Source organism: Mesorhizobium sp. M0563 (genome assembly GCF_040321065.1).
In the GTDB taxonomy this organism is placed as follows: domain Bacteria; phylum Pseudomonadota; class Alphaproteobacteria; order Rhizobiales; family Rhizobiaceae; genus Mesorhizobium.
The window spans coordinates 322,616-342,964 of the sequence record NZ_JAMYQV010000004.1; the positions used below are offsets into that span (position 1 = coordinate 322,616).

General features: G+C 64.2%; 26 protein-coding genes. 9 read left to right on the top strand and 17 right to left on the bottom strand.

Going from position 1 to position 20,349, the window contains the following annotated elements:
* Positions 1 to 82: 82 nt before the first annotated feature.
* Together NKI50_RS08830 and NKI50_RS08835 are read right to left on the bottom strand one after the other, a co-directional pair.
* Positions 83 to 541: a GNAT family N-acetyltransferase gene (locus tag NKI50_RS08830; protein ID WP_352640948.1), complete on the bottom strand. Its 459-nt coding sequence runs from the start codon at positions 539 to 541 to the stop codon at positions 83 to 85.
* A gap of 70 nt (positions 542 to 611) precedes the next feature.
* Positions 612 to 974, bottom strand: a complete 363-nt coding sequence (locus NKI50_RS08835; RefSeq protein WP_031195368.1) for a hypothetical protein — start codon at positions 972 to 974, stop codon at positions 612 to 614.
* A 179-nt stretch (positions 975 to 1,153) separates the two neighbouring features.
* On the opposite strand from NKI50_RS08835, the gene NKI50_RS08840 reads away from it, so the two are divergent.
* Positions 1,154 to 1,456: a hypothetical protein gene (locus tag NKI50_RS08840; RefSeq protein ID WP_023722939.1), complete on the top strand. Its 303-nt coding sequence runs from the start codon at positions 1,154 to 1,156 to the stop codon at positions 1,454 to 1,456.
* Between the two features lie 222 nt (positions 1,457 to 1,678).
* On the opposite strand, the gene NKI50_RS08845 is transcribed toward NKI50_RS08840, so the two are convergent.
* Positions 1,679 to 2,374 carry an XRE family transcriptional regulator gene (locus NKI50_RS08845; RefSeq protein ID WP_023722940.1) on the bottom strand — a complete coding sequence of 232 codons (696 nt, stop codon included), beginning with the start codon at positions 2,372 to 2,374 and terminating at the stop codon, positions 1,679 to 1,681.
* Positions 2,375 to 2,582: 208 nt separating this feature from the next.
* On the opposite strand from NKI50_RS08845, the gene NKI50_RS08850 reads away from it, so the two are divergent.
* The 3 genes from NKI50_RS08850 (at position 2,583) to NKI50_RS08860 (ending at position 4,186) form a co-directional block, all read left to right on the top strand.
* Positions 2,583 to 2,822 carry a hypothetical protein gene (locus NKI50_RS08850; protein WP_245278786.1) on the top strand — a complete coding sequence of 80 codons (240 nt, stop codon included), beginning with the start codon at positions 2,583 to 2,585 and terminating at the stop codon, positions 2,820 to 2,822.
* 67 nt (positions 2,823 to 2,889) lie between these two features.
* The gene (locus NKI50_RS08855; protein ID WP_352496051.1) at positions 2,890 to 3,522 is read left to right on the top strand and encodes a GcrA cell cycle regulator; all 633 of its coding nucleotides are present in this window, start codon (positions 2,890 to 2,892) and stop codon (positions 3,520 to 3,522) included.
* A 58-nt stretch (positions 3,523 to 3,580) separates the two neighbouring features.
* Positions 3,581 to 4,186, top strand: coding sequence for a DUF6456 domain-containing protein (locus NKI50_RS08860; RefSeq protein WP_352592746.1), 606 nt, complete (start codon positions 3,581 to 3,583; stop codon positions 4,184 to 4,186).
* Between the two features lie 44 nt (positions 4,187 to 4,230).
* Here NKI50_RS08860 and NKI50_RS08865 read toward each other — a convergent pair whose 3' ends face one another.
* Positions 4,231 to 4,533 (bottom strand): hypothetical protein, encoded by a 303-nt coding sequence (locus tag NKI50_RS08865; protein WP_352457316.1) that lies wholly within the window; start codon positions 4,531 to 4,533, stop codon positions 4,231 to 4,233.
* 243 nt (positions 4,534 to 4,776) lie between these two features.
* Positions 4,777 to 5,094, bottom strand: coding sequence for a hypothetical protein (locus tag NKI50_RS08870; protein WP_031195373.1), 318 nt, complete (start codon positions 5,092 to 5,094; stop codon positions 4,777 to 4,779).
* A gap of 218 nt (positions 5,095 to 5,312) precedes the next feature.
* Here NKI50_RS08870 and NKI50_RS08875 point away from each other — a divergent pair, with 218 nt between their 5' ends.
* Entirely contained in the window at positions 5,313 to 5,591 is a 279-nt protein-coding gene (locus NKI50_RS08875; protein ID WP_352716229.1) for a hypothetical protein, read from the top strand.
* 251 nt (positions 5,592 to 5,842) lie between these two features.
* On the opposite strand, the gene NKI50_RS08880 is transcribed toward NKI50_RS08875, so the two are convergent.
* Both NKI50_RS08880 and NKI50_RS08885 read right to left on the bottom strand, forming a co-directional pair.
* Positions 5,843 to 7,810 carry an acyltransferase family protein gene (locus NKI50_RS08880; RefSeq protein WP_352481648.1) on the bottom strand — a complete coding sequence of 656 codons (1,968 nt, stop codon included), beginning with the start codon at positions 7,808 to 7,810 and terminating at the stop codon, positions 5,843 to 5,845.
* 198 nt (positions 7,811 to 8,008) lie between these two features.
* Positions 8,009 to 8,230 (bottom strand): alkylphosphonate utilization protein, encoded by a 222-nt coding sequence (locus NKI50_RS08885; RefSeq protein WP_352640940.1) that lies wholly within the window; start codon positions 8,228 to 8,230, stop codon positions 8,009 to 8,011.
* Between the two features lie 166 nt (positions 8,231 to 8,396).
* On the opposite strand from NKI50_RS08885, the gene NKI50_RS08890 reads away from it, so the two are divergent.
* Positions 8,397 to 8,750, top strand: coding sequence for a cupin domain-containing protein (locus tag NKI50_RS08890; RefSeq protein ID WP_352640938.1), 354 nt, complete (start codon positions 8,397 to 8,399; stop codon positions 8,748 to 8,750).
* Positions 8,751 to 8,855: 105 nt separating this feature from the next.
* Here NKI50_RS08890 and NKI50_RS08895 read toward each other — a convergent pair whose 3' ends face one another.
* Positions 8,856 to 9,149 carry a hypothetical protein gene (locus NKI50_RS08895; protein WP_352481646.1) on the bottom strand — a complete coding sequence of 98 codons (294 nt, stop codon included), beginning with the start codon at positions 9,147 to 9,149 and terminating at the stop codon, positions 8,856 to 8,858.
* Between the two features lie 272 nt (positions 9,150 to 9,421).
* Between NKI50_RS08895 and NKI50_RS08900 the strand changes: the two genes are divergently transcribed.
* A complete protein-coding gene (locus NKI50_RS08900) occupies positions 9,422 to 11,419 on the top strand; it encodes an AI-2E family transporter (RefSeq protein ID WP_502897777.1) in 1,998 nt (665 codons plus the stop codon).
* A gap of 132 nt (positions 11,420 to 11,551) precedes the next feature.
* Here the strand turns inward: NKI50_RS08900 and NKI50_RS08905 are convergent, their stop codons facing one another.
* The 9 genes from NKI50_RS08905 to NKI50_RS08945 all read right to left on the bottom strand — a co-directional run bounded on the left by NKI50_RS08905 (position 11,552) and on the right by NKI50_RS08945 (position 19,255).
* Positions 11,552 to 12,487 (bottom strand): phosphatidate cytidylyltransferase, encoded by a 936-nt coding sequence (locus tag NKI50_RS08905; RefSeq protein WP_352481711.1) that lies wholly within the window; start codon positions 12,485 to 12,487, stop codon positions 11,552 to 11,554.
* A 22-nt stretch (positions 12,488 to 12,509) separates the two neighbouring features.
* Positions 12,510 to 13,172 carry a lysophospholipid acyltransferase family protein gene (locus NKI50_RS08910; protein ID WP_352640936.1) on the bottom strand — a complete coding sequence of 221 codons (663 nt, stop codon included), beginning with the start codon at positions 13,170 to 13,172 and terminating at the stop codon, positions 12,510 to 12,512.
* A gap of 8 nt (positions 13,173 to 13,180) precedes the next feature.
* Entirely contained in the window at positions 13,181 to 13,609 is a 429-nt protein-coding gene (locus NKI50_RS08915; RefSeq protein WP_352496054.1) for a hypothetical protein, read from the bottom strand.
* Positions 13,606 to 14,949: a phosphatase PAP2/dual specificity phosphatase family protein gene (locus tag NKI50_RS08920; protein WP_352640934.1), complete on the bottom strand. Its 1,344-nt coding sequence runs from the start codon at positions 14,947 to 14,949 to the stop codon at positions 13,606 to 13,608. Before NKI50_RS08920 ends, NKI50_RS08915 begins: the two co-directional genes overlap by 4 nt.
* Positions 14,950 to 14,951: 2 nt before the next feature.
* A complete protein-coding gene (locus NKI50_RS08925; protein ID WP_352640932.1) occupies positions 14,952 to 16,739 on the bottom strand; it encodes a bifunctional alpha/beta hydrolase/class I SAM-dependent methyltransferase in 1,788 nt (595 codons plus the stop codon).
* Positions 16,740 to 16,765: 26 nt separating this feature from the next.
* On the bottom strand, positions 16,766 to 17,368 hold the full coding sequence (locus tag NKI50_RS08930; RefSeq protein WP_023718096.1) for a CDP-alcohol phosphatidyltransferase family protein: 603 nt from the start codon (positions 17,366 to 17,368) through the stop codon (positions 16,766 to 16,768).
* Positions 17,369 to 17,413: 45 nt separating this feature from the next.
* Positions 17,414 to 18,157 carry a hypothetical protein gene (locus tag NKI50_RS08935; RefSeq protein ID WP_352716233.1) on the bottom strand — a complete coding sequence of 248 codons (744 nt, stop codon included), beginning with the start codon at positions 18,155 to 18,157 and terminating at the stop codon, positions 17,414 to 17,416.
* A gap of 70 nt (positions 18,158 to 18,227) precedes the next feature.
* Positions 18,228 to 18,749, bottom strand: a complete 522-nt coding sequence (locus tag NKI50_RS08940) for an Hsp20/alpha crystallin family protein (RefSeq protein WP_352516320.1) — start codon at positions 18,747 to 18,749, stop codon at positions 18,228 to 18,230.
* Between the two features lie 29 nt (positions 18,750 to 18,778).
* On the bottom strand, positions 18,779 to 19,255 hold the full coding sequence (locus tag NKI50_RS08945) for an Hsp20 family protein (RefSeq protein WP_023718098.1): 477 nt from the start codon (positions 19,253 to 19,255) through the stop codon (positions 18,779 to 18,781).
* A 341-nt stretch (positions 19,256 to 19,596) separates the two neighbouring features.
* On the opposite strand from NKI50_RS08945, the gene NKI50_RS08950 reads away from it, so the two are divergent.
* Both NKI50_RS08950 and NKI50_RS08955 read left to right on the top strand, forming a co-directional pair.
* Entirely contained in the window at positions 19,597 to 19,809 is a 213-nt protein-coding gene (locus tag NKI50_RS08950; protein ID WP_245278542.1) for a hypothetical protein, read from the top strand.
* A gap of 137 nt (positions 19,810 to 19,946) precedes the next feature.
* A complete protein-coding gene (locus tag NKI50_RS08955) occupies positions 19,947 to 20,216 on the top strand; it encodes a DUF982 domain-containing protein (RefSeq protein WP_023718100.1) in 270 nt (89 codons plus the stop codon).
* The last annotated feature ends 133 nt before the right edge of the window (positions 20,217 to 20,349 follow it).

Genomic DNA, 20,349 nt, shown 5'->3' on the forward strand with positions numbered 1-20,349 from the left:
CAGCACCCCCCTCTGCCCTGCCGGGCATCTCCCCGCAAGGGGGGAGATCGGCAGCTTCGCCGACGGCGCCTGCTGCAGCGACCTACAGCGCCATCTTGTAGCCGAGATGGCTGGCGGTGAAACCGAGGCGCTCGTAGAAGGTGTGCGCTTCCCGTCGACTGTTGTCCGTGGTGAGCTGAATGAGGCTGCAGCCGCGCGAACGGCACGCTTCAATCGCCCATTCGATCATCAGCTTGCCGACGCCGCGAGAGCGCCATTGCCGGGCGACGCGAACGCCTTCGATCTGGTCGCGCCAGGCACCCTTCCTGGAGATACCCGGAAGGAAGGTGAGTTGCAGGGTCCCGACCACTTGCTCGCCCTCGACGGCCACGGCCAGCAACTGGTTGGGATCGGCATCGATCGCGCTGACGGCATCGAGATAGGATGGCGCGAGCGGCGTGGACGGGTCTTCCCGGTCTGCGCCGAGCGCATCGTCGGCAAGCATTGCAACGATCGCCGGCAGGTCGGGCGCCTGGGCACGACGGAATTCGATCTCGCTCATCGCGCGGAGACATACGGCGCAGTGTTGGCGATCGCAATATCCGTTTTGACTGCAAGGGGGGCGCGCGTCTTCAGGCGGCCTCCAACGCCCAGAGGCGATAGCCGTAGCGGCGGAAGAAGCGGGCGAAGAGGCGCTGCTGCCTGGCGCGGGCGAGGTCGGCGCTGCGCCTTTCCTGTCGCCAGTGCGGCATGTTGCGGAACATCGACAGGAAGCGGGCGGCGTCCTCGATCGCCTCCTCGGCCGACTGCGCCGGGCGGATCGCCGCCAGGAACAAAGCGCGGCTCGGCTTCATCCGGTCGATCGCCGCCTTGCGCTGGCGATGGCCCTGGCGCGCCGTGCGGATGCCGTCCTGGCGGATGGCCGCGAAGGCGGCAAGCATGGCCGGGCTGTCGCCGGCATAACCGCAGGCCTGGGCGAACTGGGCGAGGTCCATCGTCACTCCCTTGCATTCGGTGGACGGAGCGGCCGCGGCTGCGCCGATTCCAGCTTGCATGGTATAGAAGCATAACTCAAATAAATGAACAAGTGAAACTTTCACGTTGGTGTAAGCGGAACCGACTCGACTCCGCCTCGAAAACCGATAATGTGAACAAAGCAGGAACAACGATGGGGATGGCCATGGCATTAGCGGGCAAGGAAGCGACGATCGCCGATGTCGTCTCGATTGCCGTCGAGTGCATCGATTGCGGCCGCAACAGGTGGTGGAAGCCGGCCGAGCTCAAGCGGCATGGGGTGAGGCCGGAGACACCGCTATCAGCACTTTCCGGGCGCCTGATCTGCAAGGCCTGCCGGGCCGACGGCCTGCCGGGCGCCGCCGTTTCGATCCAGGCTGCCTTCATCGACGACCGGCAGCGAGCCCGCGCCGAGGCGCGCCTGCTCAACGGTCGAGAGCTGGAGCAATCGAGGCGGGCTTGAGGGGGAGGGCGTGCTGCTCTTCCCTTCTCCCCTTGTGGGAGAAGGTGGCCGAGCGAAGATCGGTCGGATGAGGGGTGTTGGACGGATCGCTACCTTGATGGCGTAAGTGCTTAAAATCGCGTCTACATTTCCTCCGCCGCGTTCCTTCCAGCACCCTCATCCGGCTCGGCGCTGTGCGCCGATCCACCTTCTCCCACAAGGGGAGAAGGCAACAAGCGCCCGTCAATACCCCAGCAGTTCCTTGAGCGGGATGACGCGGAAGACGTTCTTGATGGCGTAGCGGTTGAAGGTCAGCGTCTTGGGCGGATTGTATTGCTCGACGATCAGCTCGGCGGCGGTGCGCTTGACCAGCTTCTTGATGAAGGCCTTGCCGTTTTGCTCGTTCTCCTCGGGCAGCGTCTCGATCACCACATGGTCGCCGGGCACGGCCTCGCGGCCGCCGCAATAGATCATCTCGCCGGGCTCGTAGCGCGGCACCATCGAATCGCTCAGCACGTGCAGCGCAAACACGTTGCGCAGATGCCGGATCCCCGGCGGCCGCTGGACATAGCCGGCCGGCTGGCCGTTGAAGGTGAAGTCGCCATCGTCGCCGCCGACGGCGGTGCCGAGAAGCTGGATGTCCATCGGCCCGGCGGGCAGGGGGCCGGGATCGGTGACGATCTCGGCATCGGCGACCGGCCCGGCATCTTCGAGGAAGACGACCTCGCCCTTGCCGAGCGCCACCGGGTCGACGCGCAGGAAGGCGGCGGTCTTCAAAAGGTTCTCGGTCTTGGGCAGGTTGCGCCCGGTTTCCCAATTGCCGACGGCAGCGACGTCGGTGTCGTTGTGCTCGGCAATGTGGCGCATCACCAGGCCGCGCTGCTTGCGCGCCCGGCGGATCGCCGCCCCGACCTTGATCGACAGTGCAGTTTTCACCATGGCTCCATCTGAGGCACAAGATCCGGTCTCGTCTATGCAAGAATCGCTTGCATTATGTCTTAAGTTATGCTCTTATGTGGCCATGCACAAGTCGCTCCGCCAGCTTTCGGTCCTCGAATCCGCCCCCCAGCGCCAAGGAGGCGGCCGCGGTAGTCATGTGCCAACCTTTTCCCCTTCGTCCTGGCTGTCCTCCTCCCCGGCCGGGACGATGCCCGAGGCTCGCGCCTCGGATCCGGCAGCGCAAGCGGCCGGAACGGCCGGAGCCGTTCCCCTCACGGCTCCGGCCACGAATTGCCTGCCGGCCGGCAATGCGGATGCCGCGGTTTCCTGCATCCGCACCGAAGACGGCACGGTCATCGCCTTCGACAAGCGGGCGGGCAAGGCAGTCTCCGGCGCAACAAGGCAGGCGGCCGGGATGAAGCTCGATAGCAGGCCACGCGAGGGCTGACCGGCTTTCGAGCCTGAGGCCGGCGAAGCCGGCGCCACACAACCACCTTTGCAGGGAATAAAACGTCATGGCCGCCCGCTATTCCCCCTCCGAATTGGAACAAATCGAGAACTGGCTGATGAGTGGGCTGTCGGCCGCGAAGATCGCCGCCCGGCTGAGTGCGCAGCGCGGCCGCCCGGCCTCGCGCGCGGCGATCATCGGCATCGTCCACCGCACCGCCCGTCTGCACGCCATCGGCCTTGCCAGATCCAAGGGCTGGTGTAGCGGACGGTCGGGCGGCCGGCATGGAAAATCGGCGCCAGAGCCGTCGAACCCCGCCGGCCAGGCAGGGGCAGTACCGGCCGAGCACCACTGCCGCCCGGCAAGGCTGTCGGCCAGGCTGGCGCCGCCGGCCTGGCAGCCGGGTCCGGTTCGGATCACGGGGTCCGATGGCGAGCCGCTCGAAATGCCGGCGCCGCGCCCGATCGCCGCCGGCGGCCGCCAGCCGCACTTCGTCGCCATGCGCTTCATCGATTGCCTGTTCGACCGCTGCCGCGCGCCGCTCGACACGACGCCGCAGGAGGATGCGGGAAACGACGCCCCCGGCAGCCGCCCCGGTTTGGACATGCTGTGCTGCGGGCTGCGCACAAGGCCTTCGAAAAGCTACTGCGCCTATCACGCGGCGCGCTTCCTGCGCACGCTGCCGGCCAAAGCTATTTGAGCCCCGCTGGATACGGAAATTCGCCAGAGCCCGACGACAGACCAGGAGGACAGAGCCGATGAGCAACAAAACCGCCCAAAAGACCAAAGCCAGGCTACCGCGATTGCCGAAGGGCGAGGCCGAGCAGGTGCGCATCCGCAAGGAGATCGGCCATGATTTCGCGCTGCAGGACGACCGGTTCGGCCGCAAGCGGCTGGCCAAGGGAACGCAGGAGGCGGCGCGCCTCTATGAGGTTTCCAATGACGGCCACACCGCGACCGGCGGCATCGTGCGGGTGCGCAATGTCGACCCGCTGACCGGCCTCACCTCGTTGTCGCGCCAGCAACGCGAGGCAGGCATGCGCTACCGCCAGGATTTCCGCAACTCGTCGGAGGCAAGCGCCAAGCCGATGGCCTGGGCCGAGCGCGTCGACGGCGGCCGCACTGGCAGCGGTGTCGCCGATCACATCCTGTCCGCCGGCCGCGACCATGCCGAGGCCACGAGGGCGCTTGCCCATTGGGAGATCGCCGGCATCGTGCAAAAGGTCTGCTGTGCCGACGCAACGGTGAAGAGCCTGGCCGAACAGGCCGGCGAGCCGCGCGACGTGGTGGTGAAACTACTCAAGATCGGGCTCGACATTTTGGCCGTGCACTACGGCATGATGCTGATGCGCAAGCCGCGGTGAGGAGCTCCACCGATCCGGCCGGCACTGCCGGCCGGATCGATCCGTCAACGACGGCAGACACGGATTCTTTCGATAACCCGGTGGTGATGACGCCAGTGCTTGACGACTTCCGTGTGGCAGCGCCGGTGATACCGGTAGCGTGGCCTGTAGTCCTCGTCATAGACGTCATAGCGGTAACGGGGGACGTACTCATCGTCGTAATCGGAATACCGATGATGGCGATAATAATAGTCGTCGTCATAGCCGTTGCCGATGCCGATCGTGACACTACCGCCGGCATTGGCCGGGCCGATCACGGAAGCCGCCGAGGCGATGGCGATCACCGAGGCAAGCAGGAGCTTCTTCATAGCTACCTCCTTCTTTAACGTCCCTCTAATAGAAAAACCCCCGAGGGGCAGGCTCGTTCCACAAATTTGCAAGATGCCACGAACCGAGAGCCCCAAATTAGCGCCGGCGGGGGCGAAAACGCGTCTGGCTGTGCGCCAGGGTGGGGCCGCCGACGCAAGCCCCGAGCGGGTTGTGGTCCGCGCCCTATGTATCCCGTCAAACAGCGACAAATTGGCCAGCGCCAGTCCCGTCACCTTGCCGATCTACAGAACATGGCCCAGTTCCAGCAAAACGAAAGCCGTCGCGCCCAGCACAGCGAGGGCGTAGGCCGCATAAAGAACAAGCAGCATCACCTCAAAGTCCCGGACGAAACTTGCGGCAATCCTGGTCTCCTGAGGTTCCGCTTTCTCGATGCCGTCGGTTTCCAGCTGCTCCGTTGCCACGACGAGGCAGACGATCCTGTCGTTTTCGGCCGCCTGTAATATTCGTTCGGTCAAATCGACGGCAATCACTGGATCATCGGCCAACTGATCTCGCGATAGCCAGCTTTCAGTGACAGTCTGGATTTCACGCTTTTTCACGCATGCATAATTGCGCCAACTAAATTAGGTTCCACTAAAATACATGGAATGCATCGACCCAATCGCGATGTGATGAGGCGTGGCCCTCCTGGGCGGCGAACTGCCGCCTGAGGCCCGCATTTGCCGACCGTCGAGGCGAATCTCGATCCGCATCCTCCGATCAAAGGGCGCCGGCTTCTTCATAGGCTGCTACGGTGCGCCATTGCTGGTAGGTCGCAATGCCAAAGCAGCCAAACTCTCATATCGCGAACGCAGCGCCGACGTCTTCAGTGCCGACCGGCTATGACGAGGATCGCATGCTTACTTATGTCCGGCTGCTCGACGCGTCGGCTGAAGGGACCGATTGGCGTGAGGTCGCCCGCATCGTTCTGCACATTGATCCGGAGCAGGAGCCAGACAGGGCTTTCCGGGCGTGGGCGACACACCTGGCGCGTGCACGATGGATGACCAGGAAGCGGAACGAGTTGCGTCAATTGCATGATGAGTGGTGGGGATGAGCACCATCTAAGCGGAACTGCCGTCCCGGTCTGGCCGTTGAGGGAGGAGGCCAACATGGAAAAGCGCCCAATGACTTCTTGGCGAGCCAATACTTTCGAGCTGTGCTGCCTTCTTGCAGTTCCGCTGTCGCTTATCCTTACCGTTTTCCTCGCGGGTCTCATCCTTAGCTGACCCCGGGATGGTTGCCGTGTCGGTCAACGTGGCACCAAAGCCCACCTGAAGGATTCGGCGGGAAAGGCTGCCGGCACCGTTACTTCACAGCCGCCGCCATCACATCCGAAAACAGCGCCCGCTCCACCGCCGGCTCGAGCGTCTCGGCGAAGGGCGTTGCCAGATGGTGGCGGTCGCGGAAGGCGAGTTTGCCGTCGATGAAGACGTGGCAGGTGGTCTGGTCGCAGAAGCGGTCGGTCATGTCGATATAGCTGGCGTTGGGTGTCGAGCGCACGATGTCGCGCTCGATCGTGGCGATGTCGTCATTTGCCGCCATGATCCTCGGCGTATCGCATGTCGCGGGCGTCTGTCCCCGCCACAGCGCCCGCGCCACGCATTTGTCGGCGTAGCTTGCGTTATAGGGCACGTCCCTGATGACCGCGACCTTGATACCGGCCTGGCTGAACGCTTGAAGCGTCCAGGTCAGGCCCGTCCGCCACTGCTCTTGCCAATCGGCGTGCTTCAACTCCTCGGGCGATTCCTTGATCACATTGCCGATCGAGAATTCTGAGATCACCACCAGTTGCGGGTGGAGCGCGATGATGTCCTTGACCGACTGCTCGCGCCATTGGTCGCACTCGGTGTAGTCGCGCTTCAGCCGCCAATTCCAGGTCGTCACCCGCGAAGCCCGGCAGGAGGATTTGAGAAAGGTGACGACGCGAAAGTTGTTCTTCTCGGCCGCCTTGATCAGCGGCGTCGACCAATGGTCGGCATGCGAGTCGCCGAACAGCACGACCGAGCGCTGGGCGTCCTTGCGGCCGAACATGCAGGGTTTCGGCTTGACGGTCTCGAAATCGAGCACGCAGCCGCCGTCGCTCGCGCGCACGGTGGAGAGCTGCGCGGCGCTGTCGGCGATGACGTGCTGTTCGGGGCTGAGATTGTGCTCGGCAAAGCGCGCATTGCCGTAGGCCGCGACCACGCCGGCGCCGGTTAGGGCGACGGCGGGCACCAGCGCCCGCGCTGCTCCGGCCATCAGCCAGCCGTTGCGGCGGATCGGGTTCTCGATGAAATGATAGGTGAACATCGACAGAACCAGCGTCAGCGCCGCGCAGGCAAGCCGGTCAAGCGTGGACAGGTTGGGAACCATCATCGCCGCATAGACGATGACCGGCCAATGCCAGAGGTAGAGCGAATAGGAAAGCCGGCCCAGCCATTGCAGGGGCGCCAGCGCCAGCACGGCGCTTGGCAGGTTGCGGCCGCTGCCGCTGAGCAGCAGCAGCACGGTGCCGGCGACAGGCGCCAGCGCATTCACCCCGGGAAAGGGCGAGTCTTCGTCCAGCATCAGATAGGCCCACGCGATCAGCGCCAGCCCGAGGCATGCCTGGAGGGTGGCCAGCAGCGGCCGGTCGCGCCAGATCCTTGCTGGCGCCATGGTGGCGAGGCCGCCGGCGGCGAATTCCCAGGCCCTGAGCGGCGAGAAGTAAAAGGCCCAAGGCTGCGACACTTCGGTCAGCCAGGCGCAGGCGGCGAAGGAGGCTAGGCCTGCGACGCCGATGACGATTATAGCGGTGCGCTTGCCTGGGCGCAGCCATGCGGCGGCAAGAAGCAGCGCCGGCCATGCCAGGTAGAACTGTTCCTCGACCGAGAGCGACCAGAAGTGGATGAAAGGGTTGTTGGTGGCGTCGGCGGCGAAATAGTCAAACGACCAGCGGATCAGCCAGAGGTTGATCATGTAGGCGGAGGCGAACATGGCGCCTTTCGAATAGAGCGCCTGTTCCTCCGGCGACAGGATGAAATAACCCGCGAACAGCGTGGCGAGGATGACGAACAGTGCCGCCGGCAACAGGCGCCGGGCGCGCCGGGCGTAGAAGCGCCAGAGATTCAGCCGCCCGGTTTCGGTGATTTCCGTAACCAGGTGTTTTGTAATCAGGTAGCCGGAGATGACGAAGAAGATGTCGACGCCGGCAAAGCCGCCGGGCAGACCGGAGAGACCAAAATGAAAGGCAATGACACCCGCCACCGCCAGCGCGCGCAGCCCTTCGATGTCAGGCCGAAATGATGCCGACACAATCACCTCATGCAAGGAATGCCCACCTCACAGAGGCTCGACCCGATGCGCCGATATTGCAATGCAACAAATCTAACGCAGTGCAACATAGGGGGAGGGCGCGGCTCCTCCAGCTTCTGGCGTGGGCGGTTCACTCACATGAGCGATTCAGTCATGAGAGCGATTGATATTGAAGCGAAACGAAGGGTGCCGAGGCACTCACGCCTTTTTCAAAAACTCGGTCTTCAGCACCAGGCCCTTTACCTGCCTGGTGCTGCATTCGATCTCGCCGGGATTGCCGGTGAGGCGAATGTTCTTCACCAGCGTGCCGCGCTTGATCGTCTCCGAGGTGCCTTTGACCTTGAGATCCTTGATCAGGGTCACGGAGTCGCCCTCGTGCAGCGCCGTGCCGTTGCTGTCTCTTACGATCGTGTCCGTCATGGCAGGTCTTTCGCGGGGCTCCGGTGCGGAGGTGGTTGGGCCAGTCCCCGGCCTATCCCACGGTTGGCGGGGAGGTCAAGCGGCCGGGTCAAGCCGCGTTGCCGGGGTCAGGTGCATCAGCTATTGACCGGCCGCCATCCCGGCACAATTCAAGACGGAGCCGACCATGACAGACAAGACCATCCTCAAATTCGGCGCCGTCGAGAACGCCGAGACCGGCGATCTCGCGGGGTGGGTCGTGGTCGAAGGCAAGCCGACCATGAAGACCGCCGTCCAGCACATTACCGAGGACGGCAAGGTCATGTCGGGAACCTGGCAGGCGAGCCCGGGCACCTATCACGCGACCTACAGCGACTATGAGTTCGTGCACATGATAGCCGGCCGTATCGTCATCACGCCGGATGGCGGCGCGCCTGTCGAAGTCGGCCCCGGCGATGCCTTCGTGGTGGAAGCCGATTTCAAGGGGACGTGGAAGATCATCGAGCCGGTGACCAAGCACTTTGCCGTCAGGATCGGCTGACGCCGAATAGTGCGATTGACGCTTGCGCCCGACTGAACCGAGGGTCCCAAAACGAAGATGGCGGGCATCTCTGCCCGCCACTGTGATTGTGCTGAACCGACGTGCCTAGTTGGCGCCGCCGAGTTGCTTGGTCATCTTGCAGAAATCGTCATGCTCCTTGGCAATGGCCTCGTCGCCGCATTCCTTCATCATCATCGCCTGGTCCTCTTTGGACATGGCCATCCATGCGGTCTTGAATTCGGCTGCCGGCTTCATGGTCTTCATGCCGGCATCGGTAAAGAACGGCGACATTTTCTGCGGATCGTCGAGCGCCGAAGTGCCAGTGGCACCGGCGGCAAGCGCTGCGCCGGTCATCATTGAAAGCGCCATCGCGCCCATGCAAAGCATCTTGATGTTCATGATCATTCCTCCTGAGCTGCTGCTTTGAGGTTGTCCATCAGCGATCTACGAAGGAACGGCGTTTTGACCCAAAAGTTCCACGTTCTGGCGCAAGCATGGAACAGGATTGCTGGTGCCGCCATTTATGCAAAAAATTCTACCGTGACGGAGCTGCCGCGCTGCCGGCAGCAAGCCAAACGACGGCAAATCAAAGCTTCGCTGTAGGAGAGGCTGCGAAGTTGCACGCCGGCTCAATATGCCCGATCATGGCAATGGCGGGGCGGAGGTATCAAGTGGCGGCAAATAGTCGAAACGGCGCGCACCTGTCGGAGACCCGGCGGGCGAGCATTGTTTCCGCGGCCAGGGCGCTTCCGCGCACATCGTTGCCCAGCGTAGCGTCGGTCGTGACGGCCGTCGCGGCGCTCTATTTCGGGCGCGAGGTCTTTCTGCCGATCGCAATCGCCCTGCTGCTTACCTTTGCGCTTGTGCCGATGGTGTCGGCACTCAAGCGAGCCGGCATTCCGCGTCTTCCTGCCGTGATCGCCAGCGTGCTCGGCGCATTCACGGTGCTGGCGCTGTTCTCCTTCATAGTCGCCACACAGGTCAGTGAACTGGCGCAGAACATCCCGCTTTACCAGGCGAATATCCTGACCAAGGTCCGGTCGCTCAAGGAAACCGGCGTCGGCGGAGGCATCGTTTCCAGATTGAGCCGGGTGATCGAACGCGTCGGCCAGGAACTCGACAGACCGGAACCCGCGCAACCCGCCGCCGATCAGCCTCCGCGGGAGCCGATCCCGGTCGAAATCGTCGCGCGCGAACGACCGCTCGAGGTTCTCCAGAATCTGATCGGCCCGCTGCTGAGCCCGCTGGCATCGGCCGGACTGATCGTCGTGGTGGTCATATTCATGCTGCTCGAGCGGGAGGACCTGCGCGATCGCTTCATACGCCTCGTCGGCTACGGCGATCTGCATCGAACCACCGAGGCGCTGCAGGATGCCGGCAAGCGCGTCGGCCGCTATCTGCTCATGCAATTGGTCGTGAACATCGTCTATGCCGTTCCGATTGCAATCGGACTTTGGCTGCTGGGCATACCCAATCCATTGCTGTGGGGTTTGCTGGCGCTGGCGCTGCGCTTCGTTCCCTATATCGGCCCGGTTATCGCGACGCTGCTGCCTCTGTTCCTGGCGCTGGCCGTGGCGCCCGGCTGGTCGCTCGTGCTATGGACCGCCGGGCTTTTCGTGGTGGTGGAACTGATCACCGGCAACGTGATCGAACCCTGGCTCTATGGCTCGCGCACCGGGCTGTCGCCATTGGCTATTATCGTTGCGGCGATCTTCTGGACCTGGCTCTGGGGGCCATTGGGCCTCGTTCTGTCGACGCCGCTCACGGTCTGCCTCGTCGTGCTCGGCCGACATGTGCCGCAGTTCGAATTCCTCGACGTTCTGTTCGGCAACGAACCGGTGCTCGAACCGCACGCCCGGCTTTACCAGCGGCTGCTGGCCGGCGATCCCGAGGAAGCGACGGACCATGCCGAGGAGATGCTGGAGGAAGAATATCTCGTCGAGTTCTACGACAAGGTCGCGATTCCCGCACTTCTGCTCGGCGAGCAGGACCGTGTGCGTGGTGTGTTGAGCGATGAGCAAAGACGGCAGGTCGCGGGCAGCGCGCTGACGATGGTGGCGAACCTCGACGACAGCGCGCAGGAGGAGGCGGAAGCGGACGACACGGCCGCGGCCGAGGACAACGGCTCACGCGAGGACAAGCAGGTTCAGGGCGAGGTTCAGGGCGGGGACGACACCGAACTACCGGATGGCACGGGCATGTCGGTGCTGTGCGCCGGAGGGCGCGGCGAACTCGACGACGCGGCTGCCGCCATGCTGGCACAGGTGCTCGAAGTCCAGGGCGCCACGGTGTTGAGAGCGAGCTTCGCCGATATGGAACCGGGGAGCATTCGCCGCCTTGAGCTCGACGCTATCGATACCGCCGTCGTCGGATTTTTGAACCGGAATTCCGTCAAGCACGGCCGGTTCCTGGTCCGTCGGCTGAAACGCGCCAAACCAAGGTTGCGGGTGGGTATCGTGTTGTGGTCGGAACCCGACAGTGACAACCAGGAGGCAGCCGCCAAATTGGCCAATGAGATCAACGCTGATTTCGTCGCACACGGAATGGTCGGTGCGGTGCTCGGTGCGTTGTCCAGCAATCCGCCGGTGGCGCTGAAGACCACCGCCAAACGCCGCATGCGCCGCCTGGCGCCGGCGCGCAAGAAAGAGCCGCTCGCCGCGGCAAAATAAGCGCGGCGAACGACGGCGGCAGGTGGGGTTATTACCGTTTTCGCGAAAACGGTAATAACGAAACGGATCAGGTTATCTTCGCAAAGTCGCGCTGAACCGTCCGGACGGTGCCGCGGCAAACGGCGCCAACCCTCATACTGTCCAGAAATAGCGCACCGTATGAAAGAACACCGGGGCGGCGAAGACCAGGCTGTCGGCACGGTCCATCATGCCGCCATGGCCTTCGATCAGGTGGCCCCAGTCCTTGACGCCCTGATCGCGCTTGATGGCGGAGGCGACCAGCCCGCCGAAGAATCCCATCAGGCAGGCGACCAGAGCGACGCCGGCCGCCTGCAGCGGCGAAAACGGCGTCAGGAACGACAGCAGCGCGCCGAGCAGGCTCGATGCCGCCAGCCCGCCGACCAGTCCCTCCCAGGTCTTCGACGGCGAGACCGTCGGCGCCAGGAGGTGGCGGCCGAACAGTTTGCCGAAGATATATTGCAGCACGTCGCTGCCTTGCACGGTGACGATCAGGAAGGCGATCAGCAACAGGTTGCGGCCTTCGAAACCGGGTACTTCGAGTGTTAGCAGCGCCGGCACGTGGCTGACGCAGTAGACCGAGATCATGACCGCCCATTGCTGCGCCGAGACGCGCTCGAGAAAGCGTTCGGTGTCGCCGTGCAGTGCGGTGATCGCCGGCATCAGCAGGAAGCAGTAGACCGGGATGAAGATGGTGAAGAGCCCGTACCAGGCGGTCCACACCAGCCAGTACTGGAACGGGATGACGATGCCGAACATGCCGAGCAGCACCCAGTGGTCGCTGCGGCGGCTGTGTGTCAGCGTCACGAATTCGCGCAGAGCGGCGAAGGAAATCAGCGCGAACAGGATGGTCATGCCGGGGCGGCCGAAGAAGAAGGCAACGGTGATCGCCACCACCATCACCCACCAGGCATTGATGCGCTGGGTGAGGTTGACCAGCGTCGGCGACAACGGTTTTGGCGCGCGCCATGACAAGACGCCGGCGACGACGCTGGCGCTGATCAGCACCGCCAGTAGGCCGACAATCAGAATGAGGGTTTCGTGCATCATCGGCAGCATTTTGCCTTGGTCCTCAATCGTCTCGTTGCGGCCGGGGGTTCAGCGCCAGCAGCGTTTCGCGGGCACGGTCGAGAAAGGCGCGGCGTTCCTCACCCGGTTGAATAGCGATCGGCGCGCCGAAGACGACACGGCAAAGCAGCGGCACCGGCACGAATTGCCCCTTGGGCAGCACCCGCGACATGTTCTCAATCCAGCACGGGATGAGTTCGACATCGGGCCGCGCCATCGACAGATTGTAGAGGCCGGAGCGGAACGGCAGCAGCGGTTCCTCGGTCATGTTGCGCGTGCCTTCGGGAAACAGGATCAGCGAATGGCCCTGATCGAGCACTGACAGCATGATCGAGATCGGGTGCTGCGTTTCATCCGTCCACTGCCGGTGGATCAGCACGGAAGACAGCATGTCCTCGGCAATGAAACGGCGCAGCCGCGTCTTGCCCCAATAATCGGCGGCGGCCACCGCATGGGTACTGGCGCGTTCCTTCTCGCTGAGGCAGGCCGACAGCAGGATGAAATCGCCGTGGCTGGCATGGTTGGCGAAGTAGATGCGCTGCCGGTCCGATGGCTGGCTGCCGTTCCAGATCGGCCGCACGCCGGTGACCGCCCAGGCCAGCGCCGACAGGCCGACCGAGGTCACCGTCTGCAGCAAGGTATAGGTGCTGACACGAAGCTTTGTCATCGACGGGCTCAAAAGAATGCCGCGACGACCGAGGCCGCCGCGAACAGGCCGAAGGCGATGCGCTGCTTGGCAAGCAGGCGGCGCGTGCCGGCTATCCGCTGGTCGAGCGAGCGGCCGCCGGCCGCCGTGGGTTTCAGCCGCATGCGCGCCAGCACATCGTCGACCGCGGCACCGCCGCCTGCCTCGCTGGCGTGGCTGGCCATCAGCCGGAACAGCAGCGCGTCGAACAAAAGCAGGGCCGAGAGAATGATTGTGGCTATGGCACCCGCGGCGGCGATCAGCCAGGCTACCGCGGACAGCGACGATGTTTGCGGCGCAGCCGCCAGGCCGATGACCGGCGCCGCCAGCAAGGCAGCAGCAACCAGCAGCAGCGGCCATGCCACCTGCACCATCAGCCCGGCGGCGAACGCTTCGGCCTTGTCACGATAGGCGGTCATGTCGCCGCGTCCACGCCAAGATGCACCGGCCGGCCCGCGGCGGCGAGCTTGCCTCGCGCCTGAGCCGGCGTGTCGGCCCGGCCGCTGGCGACCAGCCATTCGGCGACGACGGCGGCGCTGCGCTGGAAGCCAAGCGCACAGCAGACCAGCACAGTGCCCTGGCCCCGCGCCGTCTCGATCGCCGCCACCGCTTGCGCACGCGCCTCGCGAGACGGCGGCAAAAGGTCGACCATGGCCACGCTCACCCAGCGGCTGGAGGCGCCGCGCGGTCTTTCCAATTCGCCGGCAAGGTCGACCACCGTGCCGAAAGCGTCGGCCTCGGCGGCGGTCGGAAAACGGCCGAGGCAAACACCGTCGGCGATGACGATCTGCGCTGGAAGCTTTCGCGTCCACGCCCACACATTGACCCTGGCAACAAGGCGGTAGGGCCAAAGCAGGAGACGGCTGGCCAACGACACGCGGCCATCGGCTGTTTTCTGGAACACTTTGGCGCCGGCGCCGGCATAGGCGAAAGCGACGATGGCCAGCGCCAGTGCCGGCCACAACAGGATGAGCCACAGCGCCGAGGCCAATGCGCCGGCAGCGGCGCCGGCCAGCGCAAGGCTTGCGCCGAGCGCATAGAACAGCGCCAGCCGCCGCGCTTTCGGGTCGGCGCTCATACGGAAGCCGGCGAACGGCAGCTCGCCGTCGCGCGGAAACAGCCACAGAGCGAAAAGGCCGAGCAGCGCGCCGGTCGGAATGTCGATGAAATGGTGCTGCCACGTCGTCAGCACCGAGGCGCCGATCAGGAAACACCAGACATGCCAGGCGGCGCCGGCGATGCCGGCCAATCTGTGACGCCAATGGTCCCAGATGATGACAAGCAGGGCGATATGCAGCGACGGCGCCTGGTTGAACGATTTGTCGAAGCCGCCGAGCACGGCGAACATGAAACCGGGCAGACCGCTTGTCGCGGGGCGCACGAAGGTCGCCGTCAGCGGGAACAGGATGAAGCAGGCGACGGCGATGATCTGCGCCGTCAGATAGCGGCCGGCGAGGCGGTTGACTCCGTTCTTCGAATTGTTCAACAGCAGCGACAGGCCGTAGAATAGATTGATCGACCAGTAGGGCACGATCGTCCAGGCAAGGAACGGGATGCCATGCTCCCAGCCGAAGACGATGCTGCCGACATCGTCGCGCCGCGACGCCAGCCAGTTGGCGAAGCCGTAGGTGGCGTAGAAGAACGGCGCCAGAAATGCCAGCCACAGCGCGGCGCGCAGGACTATCCCGGGATACGGCTCGCGTGGCAAGGCCGGCAGGGCAGGGGCATCGCGAGGAAAGGCAGAGGCAGGCAAGTCCATGTTCAGACGCGCCGCGCGACCGAAACGGTGAAGATGCCCCACTGGTCGATTCGCTGGTCGAGCTTCTCGAATCCGGCGCCCGCCACCAGCTGGTCCATCTCGGCCTGCGTGCGCCGGCGCATCACCCAGGCCTGGCCACCGCGATGCGAGGTCAGGCTGCGCGCGATCATCTCGAGCTGCGGATGCCAGGGCTGGTTGGTGTAGACGAGCAGGCTTCCGGGCTGCATGGCGCCGGCCAGTCCACCGAGCGAGCGGGCGATCATGGCATTGTCGGCAAACAATTCGTAGAGCCCCGAGACGATGGCGAGATCCGGCGCCGGGGCGAGCCCGGCCAGCATCGTGGCGTCGAAGGCGTCACCTTGATGGAACGAGACGCTCGCCGGCAGCTTGCGCTCGGCGACCAGCTTGCGGCCGAGCGAGACGTTCAGCTCGGAGAAATCCTGCAACCGCACGCTGGCCGGCGGCTCGGCGCATTTCTGCACAGCATCGAGCACGTAGCGGCCATGGCCAGCGGCGATATCGACGATATGGACCGGCCGGCCGGCGGCCTTCAGCGTCTCAGCGGCACTGCCGATCAGCTCTTGCAGATGCAGCTTGCGCTGGCGGATGCCGCGCCAGCCAATAGCATCGAGAAAGGTGCGGTCGATCATGCGGCCGCCGGGGCCGATGCCCCGCGCATCGTTCTCGTAGACATAGTCGAGCGTCGAGCCGGAATCGAAGCCGGTGGCAATCCCGGTCTTCATGCCGGACGACAGCCATGCGCCCATGCGGATCGAGGCGCGGCTCATTGCCCAGTAGAGACCTTTGGGTGACAGTAGCGGCAGCGGCGAGGCCAGCCGGTCGGCCTCGTCGCGTGTGTAGCCGGCGCGGTCGGCCCCGGTCAGGTCGAGCGGCTTTTCCGGCGCCGCGAACTGCTTTTCGAGGAAAGGCCTGATCAGGTCGAGTGCCTTGTGGCGGTCGCGCTCGCCCAAAGTGTCGTGGAAGAAGCCGGGCAGCACATGCCGCTCCTTGGCCGGGCTCGCCAGATTGACGAAAAACTCGTGCTGCGGTCCATGCCGCACCACCCAGTCGCTGCCGGAGATCAGAAGCTGTGTCGGCACGGTGATGGCGCGGGCATCGGCGACGATGCGCGCTGCGTGGTCGTAGAGTTCGACCAGGATGTTGGAGGCGATCGGCCGGGTGATCAGTGGGTCGGCGTCGAAGGAGGCGATGCGCTCGGGATCATGCGTCAGGAATTTCGCCTTGACGTAGGAATTGACGAAGAAACGGCCCTTCAGCTTCTGCCACAACGCAATGCCTTGCTTGGCGAAGGGCACGTAGAGCTTGACCGAGAAGGCCGGCGAGGCCAGCACCAGGGCGCGAATGTCAGGCGCATAGTCGTGCACCCAGGCGGCGGCAAGCACGGCGCCGAAGGATTGCGCGATCAACGCTATATCGCGCCGGGCAAAGCCGTCACTGCCGATCTCGCGCACGAAGCAATCGATGTCGCGCACCAGCGCGGCAAACGACGGCGCATAGCCGCGCTCGCCGGCGGAGCGGCCATTGCCACGCGCGTCCCAGGCATAGAAGGCGTGGTCGGGCATCTGGAGCTCGTCGACCAGATGCGCCATGCGGCCGCCATGCTCGTGGCCGCGATGGAACAGCAGGATGGCACCCTTGCGGTGTTCCGACGGCGCCGGCCAATAGCGATAGAAGATCTCGGTGCCGTCATGGCTCTTGAAGCTGCGCTCCTGCGCCACCCGCTCGATGTTGGCTGGAGCCACGGCGGCAACCGTCTGTTGGTGAAGCATGTTGTTCTCCCTGGCGAGACCGGAATTCAGCTGCCGTTCCCGTTAAGGCCGCCGCGTATCCGGTTGATGGCGGTCACCAGCGAGAGTGTAGCCATGGCCGGAAACACGAGCGGCGTGAGCGCCGGGACCCACAGGCCGGACGCGATAAGCACCGCGAGGATGCCAAGCGCCAGCGCCCGATCGCTTTTGCCGAAGGGGCCGGCATAGTTGCGCCCCGCTCCGGCCGCGATGCCGAGCACGCCGGCGAATTCCGCAATCACCGCCGCGATAGCGAATGCAACGACGCCCCAGGCAGGAAAAATGACGGCAAAGGCCAGGATCAAAGCGAGATCGGAGACAACATCGCAGAGCTCGTTGAGATACATGCCGAGCTTCGAGGCCTGGCCATGTTCCCTTGCCAGCATGCCGTCGATGGCATTCAGCGCCATTCGCGTAAACAGCACGAGCGGCATCAGCAGAAAGACCATGCGGTGGCCGGCAAGGGCTGCCACCACAAGGCCGGTGAAGAGCGAGAGGGCAGCGGCCAGCAGCGTGATCTGGTTGGCGGTGACGCCGGCCCTGGCCAGTCCGTCGGCAAGCGGCCGCAACCTGGCCTGAAAGGCCGGTTTCAGCGCATAAAGCGTCGGCATATGCGAACCCCCCGGCCGCGGTGCAAATAATGTTGGCGAGGATGGTCAATTGGCGCGCAAGACGCAAGGGCGTCGCCCTGCCACTTTTCGACATCCGGATGTGTCGGCGCTAGCTTTCGCTGTTGACATTGTCGCCCGGGAACAGTGCGGGGAGCTTTGTTCGGCCGCCGCCCAGGCGCGACTGTGGTAACGCCGCAGGATGAGAATGCATGCGGCGAAGACCAGCAGCCCGCAAATCACGCCGAGCGTCATGCCCCCGCCAAACGCGGACTTTACAACGATGCCGGTGAAGACGCCGGCGATGGCGCCATTGATCGTGCCCACCATCCCCGCGGTGGTCATGAAATATTGCAGCGGTGAGGGCCTGAGGCCCTTGTCGACCAGCACCGCCGAGGGATCGTCATGGGTGGAATTGACAAGGTATCTTTGCAGGACGGGCGTCAGCTCGACGAAATAGTGGCGGATCCTGGCCATGCCGCGGGCATGCACCATGTCCTCGATGGCAACCTGCACCGCGCGCGCGAAGGTGACCAGGCCGATGAAGAAAAGGCAAGGCAGCAAGATCAGGCTGAACAGCACGAACGGCCTGCCCATCTCCGTGACCTGCGCGACGAAGGACAAGGCAATGGTTGCGCTCGAGACCGAGGTCAGGAACAGATCGGCTCGCTGGTTCGCTTCCTGAATGGTCGCGGCGCGAGCATTTTGCAGCACGAAATGCTCGGTCGTCAGGCACTGCAGGGCTTGCTGCGCCTGGTCAGGCGGAACCGGAGCGTCGGGAGAACGGGTCATCGACAGTTGCCCCCTCTGCCCGCCGGAACCGGCAGGGCAGAAGGGAGGGTCGTCGTCCTGATGCGAGCCATCAGGACTTGCCGTTGCCGTCGTTGATGGCGATACGCTTGGCCTTGGCCTGGGCGCGCTCTGTCTTCGGCAGCGTCACGCTGAGCACTCCGTTCCGGAACGCGGCGTTCACCTTGCCTTCGTCGACTTCGTAGCCGAGCGGGATACGCCGCTCGAAACGGCCATAGAAGCGTTCGGAGAACTGCCTGTCCTTGTCCTCGGTCTCTTCACGCTTCTCGCCGCGCAGCGTCAGTACGCCGTCATCGAGCAGCAGCTCGATGTCCTTCTCGTCCATGCCGGGGATCTCGGCGGTGACGCGGATCTCCTTTTCGCCATCGGAGATTTCGACACTGGGCCAGCTGGCGCGGGCAGCGGAGAAGCCACCGAGCGACGGCAGCCGCGTGTCGAAGCCGCGGAACGCCTCGTCGAACAAGCGGTTCATCTCGCGATGCAGCGTCAGGAAGGGATCGCGATCGCCGTCGCGGAACAGGCTGGGGGCCTGATTGTTCTCCCGGCCCCAGGGAATGAGATCACGAATAGCCATTGCATAGTCTCCTTTCTCGACTGGTGCATTCAGGCAGCCTGCTTGTTTGCTTCGTCTTGCGCGACCTTCGGCCCGGTCTTCGGCGAGGCGACATCGGTCGCGATGGCGATGCGCCGAGGCTTCATCTCCTCGGGCACCTCACGTACCAGATCGATGCTGAGCAGGCCGTTGTCGAGCGTGGCGCCCGCGACCTTGACGTGATCAGCAAGCTCGAAACGGCGGGTAAAGGGCCGTGCGGCGAGGCCATGATGCAGATACTCCGCGTTATCCGGCTCCTTGTGCTGGCCGGAGACAATCAGGAGGTTGGGTTCATGGGTGATTTCGAGGTCGTCCTCGGAAAAGCCAGCGACGGCGATGGTGACGCGGTAGTTGTTCTCGCCGCTGCGCGCGATGTCATAGGGCGGCCACGCGTCGAAAGCCTGCGGGGCATTTTCCAGCAGGTTGAAGACGCGGTCGAAGCCGATGCTCGACCGATAGAGCGGGGAAAAGTCGAATGCGGTTCTCATAGCTACATCCTCCATCGAGCAACATAGATACGAGGAGCGCCAAAGAGCTGGCGCTCCCTGGTTTCGCCGGCCCCATTTCGGCGACCGGTGCCATCGATCTGGTTATTGTCCGCCGCAAGTCAAGACCCGGCGGCTTTCGCGTTGCCGGTTTTTCGGTCGGTTCGGCGAGGCTGCCAATCTCCCTATTTGCGGCGAGATGTCCGGCAGGAGATTGCCTGTTTGCCAGCTGGCTTCAATCGCCAACGCCGAGTTCCCCGGCGGGTTATTGTCTGCCGCAGGTCAAGACCCAGATTCCTCTGTTGCCGGGGCTCCGTTCCCGGCAATCGCAGATGGAGCTGACCATGACACGCGACGAGATCATTTCTGTGGTGGGCCCGGTCGACGACGCCGTTATCGCCGACATTGCGGCGACAGACGGGACGGTCCAAGAATTGCGTGAGGCCCTGGCCTGGATCGCCGCCGACGAGGCGCTGGTGAACGAGGGCCGACCGCTGCCGACGGCAAGAGTAGCGATGCTGATCGAACTGCTGCAAGGGCCGGACGAGGAGGAATAACCGGCCATTTCCGCGATGCTCTTGAACCGCGCAGAGAGACGAACCATGTCCTTCAGCGGCGCCGGCCGGCCGCCGGTGCCCGCCAGCATGACGTTGCTGCTCAAACAAGAAGACGATCACAAGACACGGAGGAAGTGATGGACGACGTCCGCTTTGCCGAGCCGATCACGTTGAAATTCCAATCCAGCGAGCGCAAGGTCGCCAGCAGTTGGGAAGCCATCGAATGCATGCGCCAGCAGTGGCCGGACCGTGCACGCGGCCGGAGTTGGCGCGCTGCCTATCGGACCTGCCGGGACGCGCTCGACGGTTGGCACACCGCGCGTGATGCGCGCAAGGCCTTCGCCAGGGCGGCGCGCAAGGCCGGGTTGCTCGCATCGGCCCGCAAGCCTGTCGACCACGCCGGCTAGTCCGGACCCCTCCGATATTGTGAGATCCAAAACAAGTGGGGAGAGGCAGTGACCTTGCCCCCAGTTTCTATCCAGTTTTGAGTTCGTTTCCGGCGTGGGTTGTGCCCTGCTGGGCGGGTGAAGGGACGGGCGC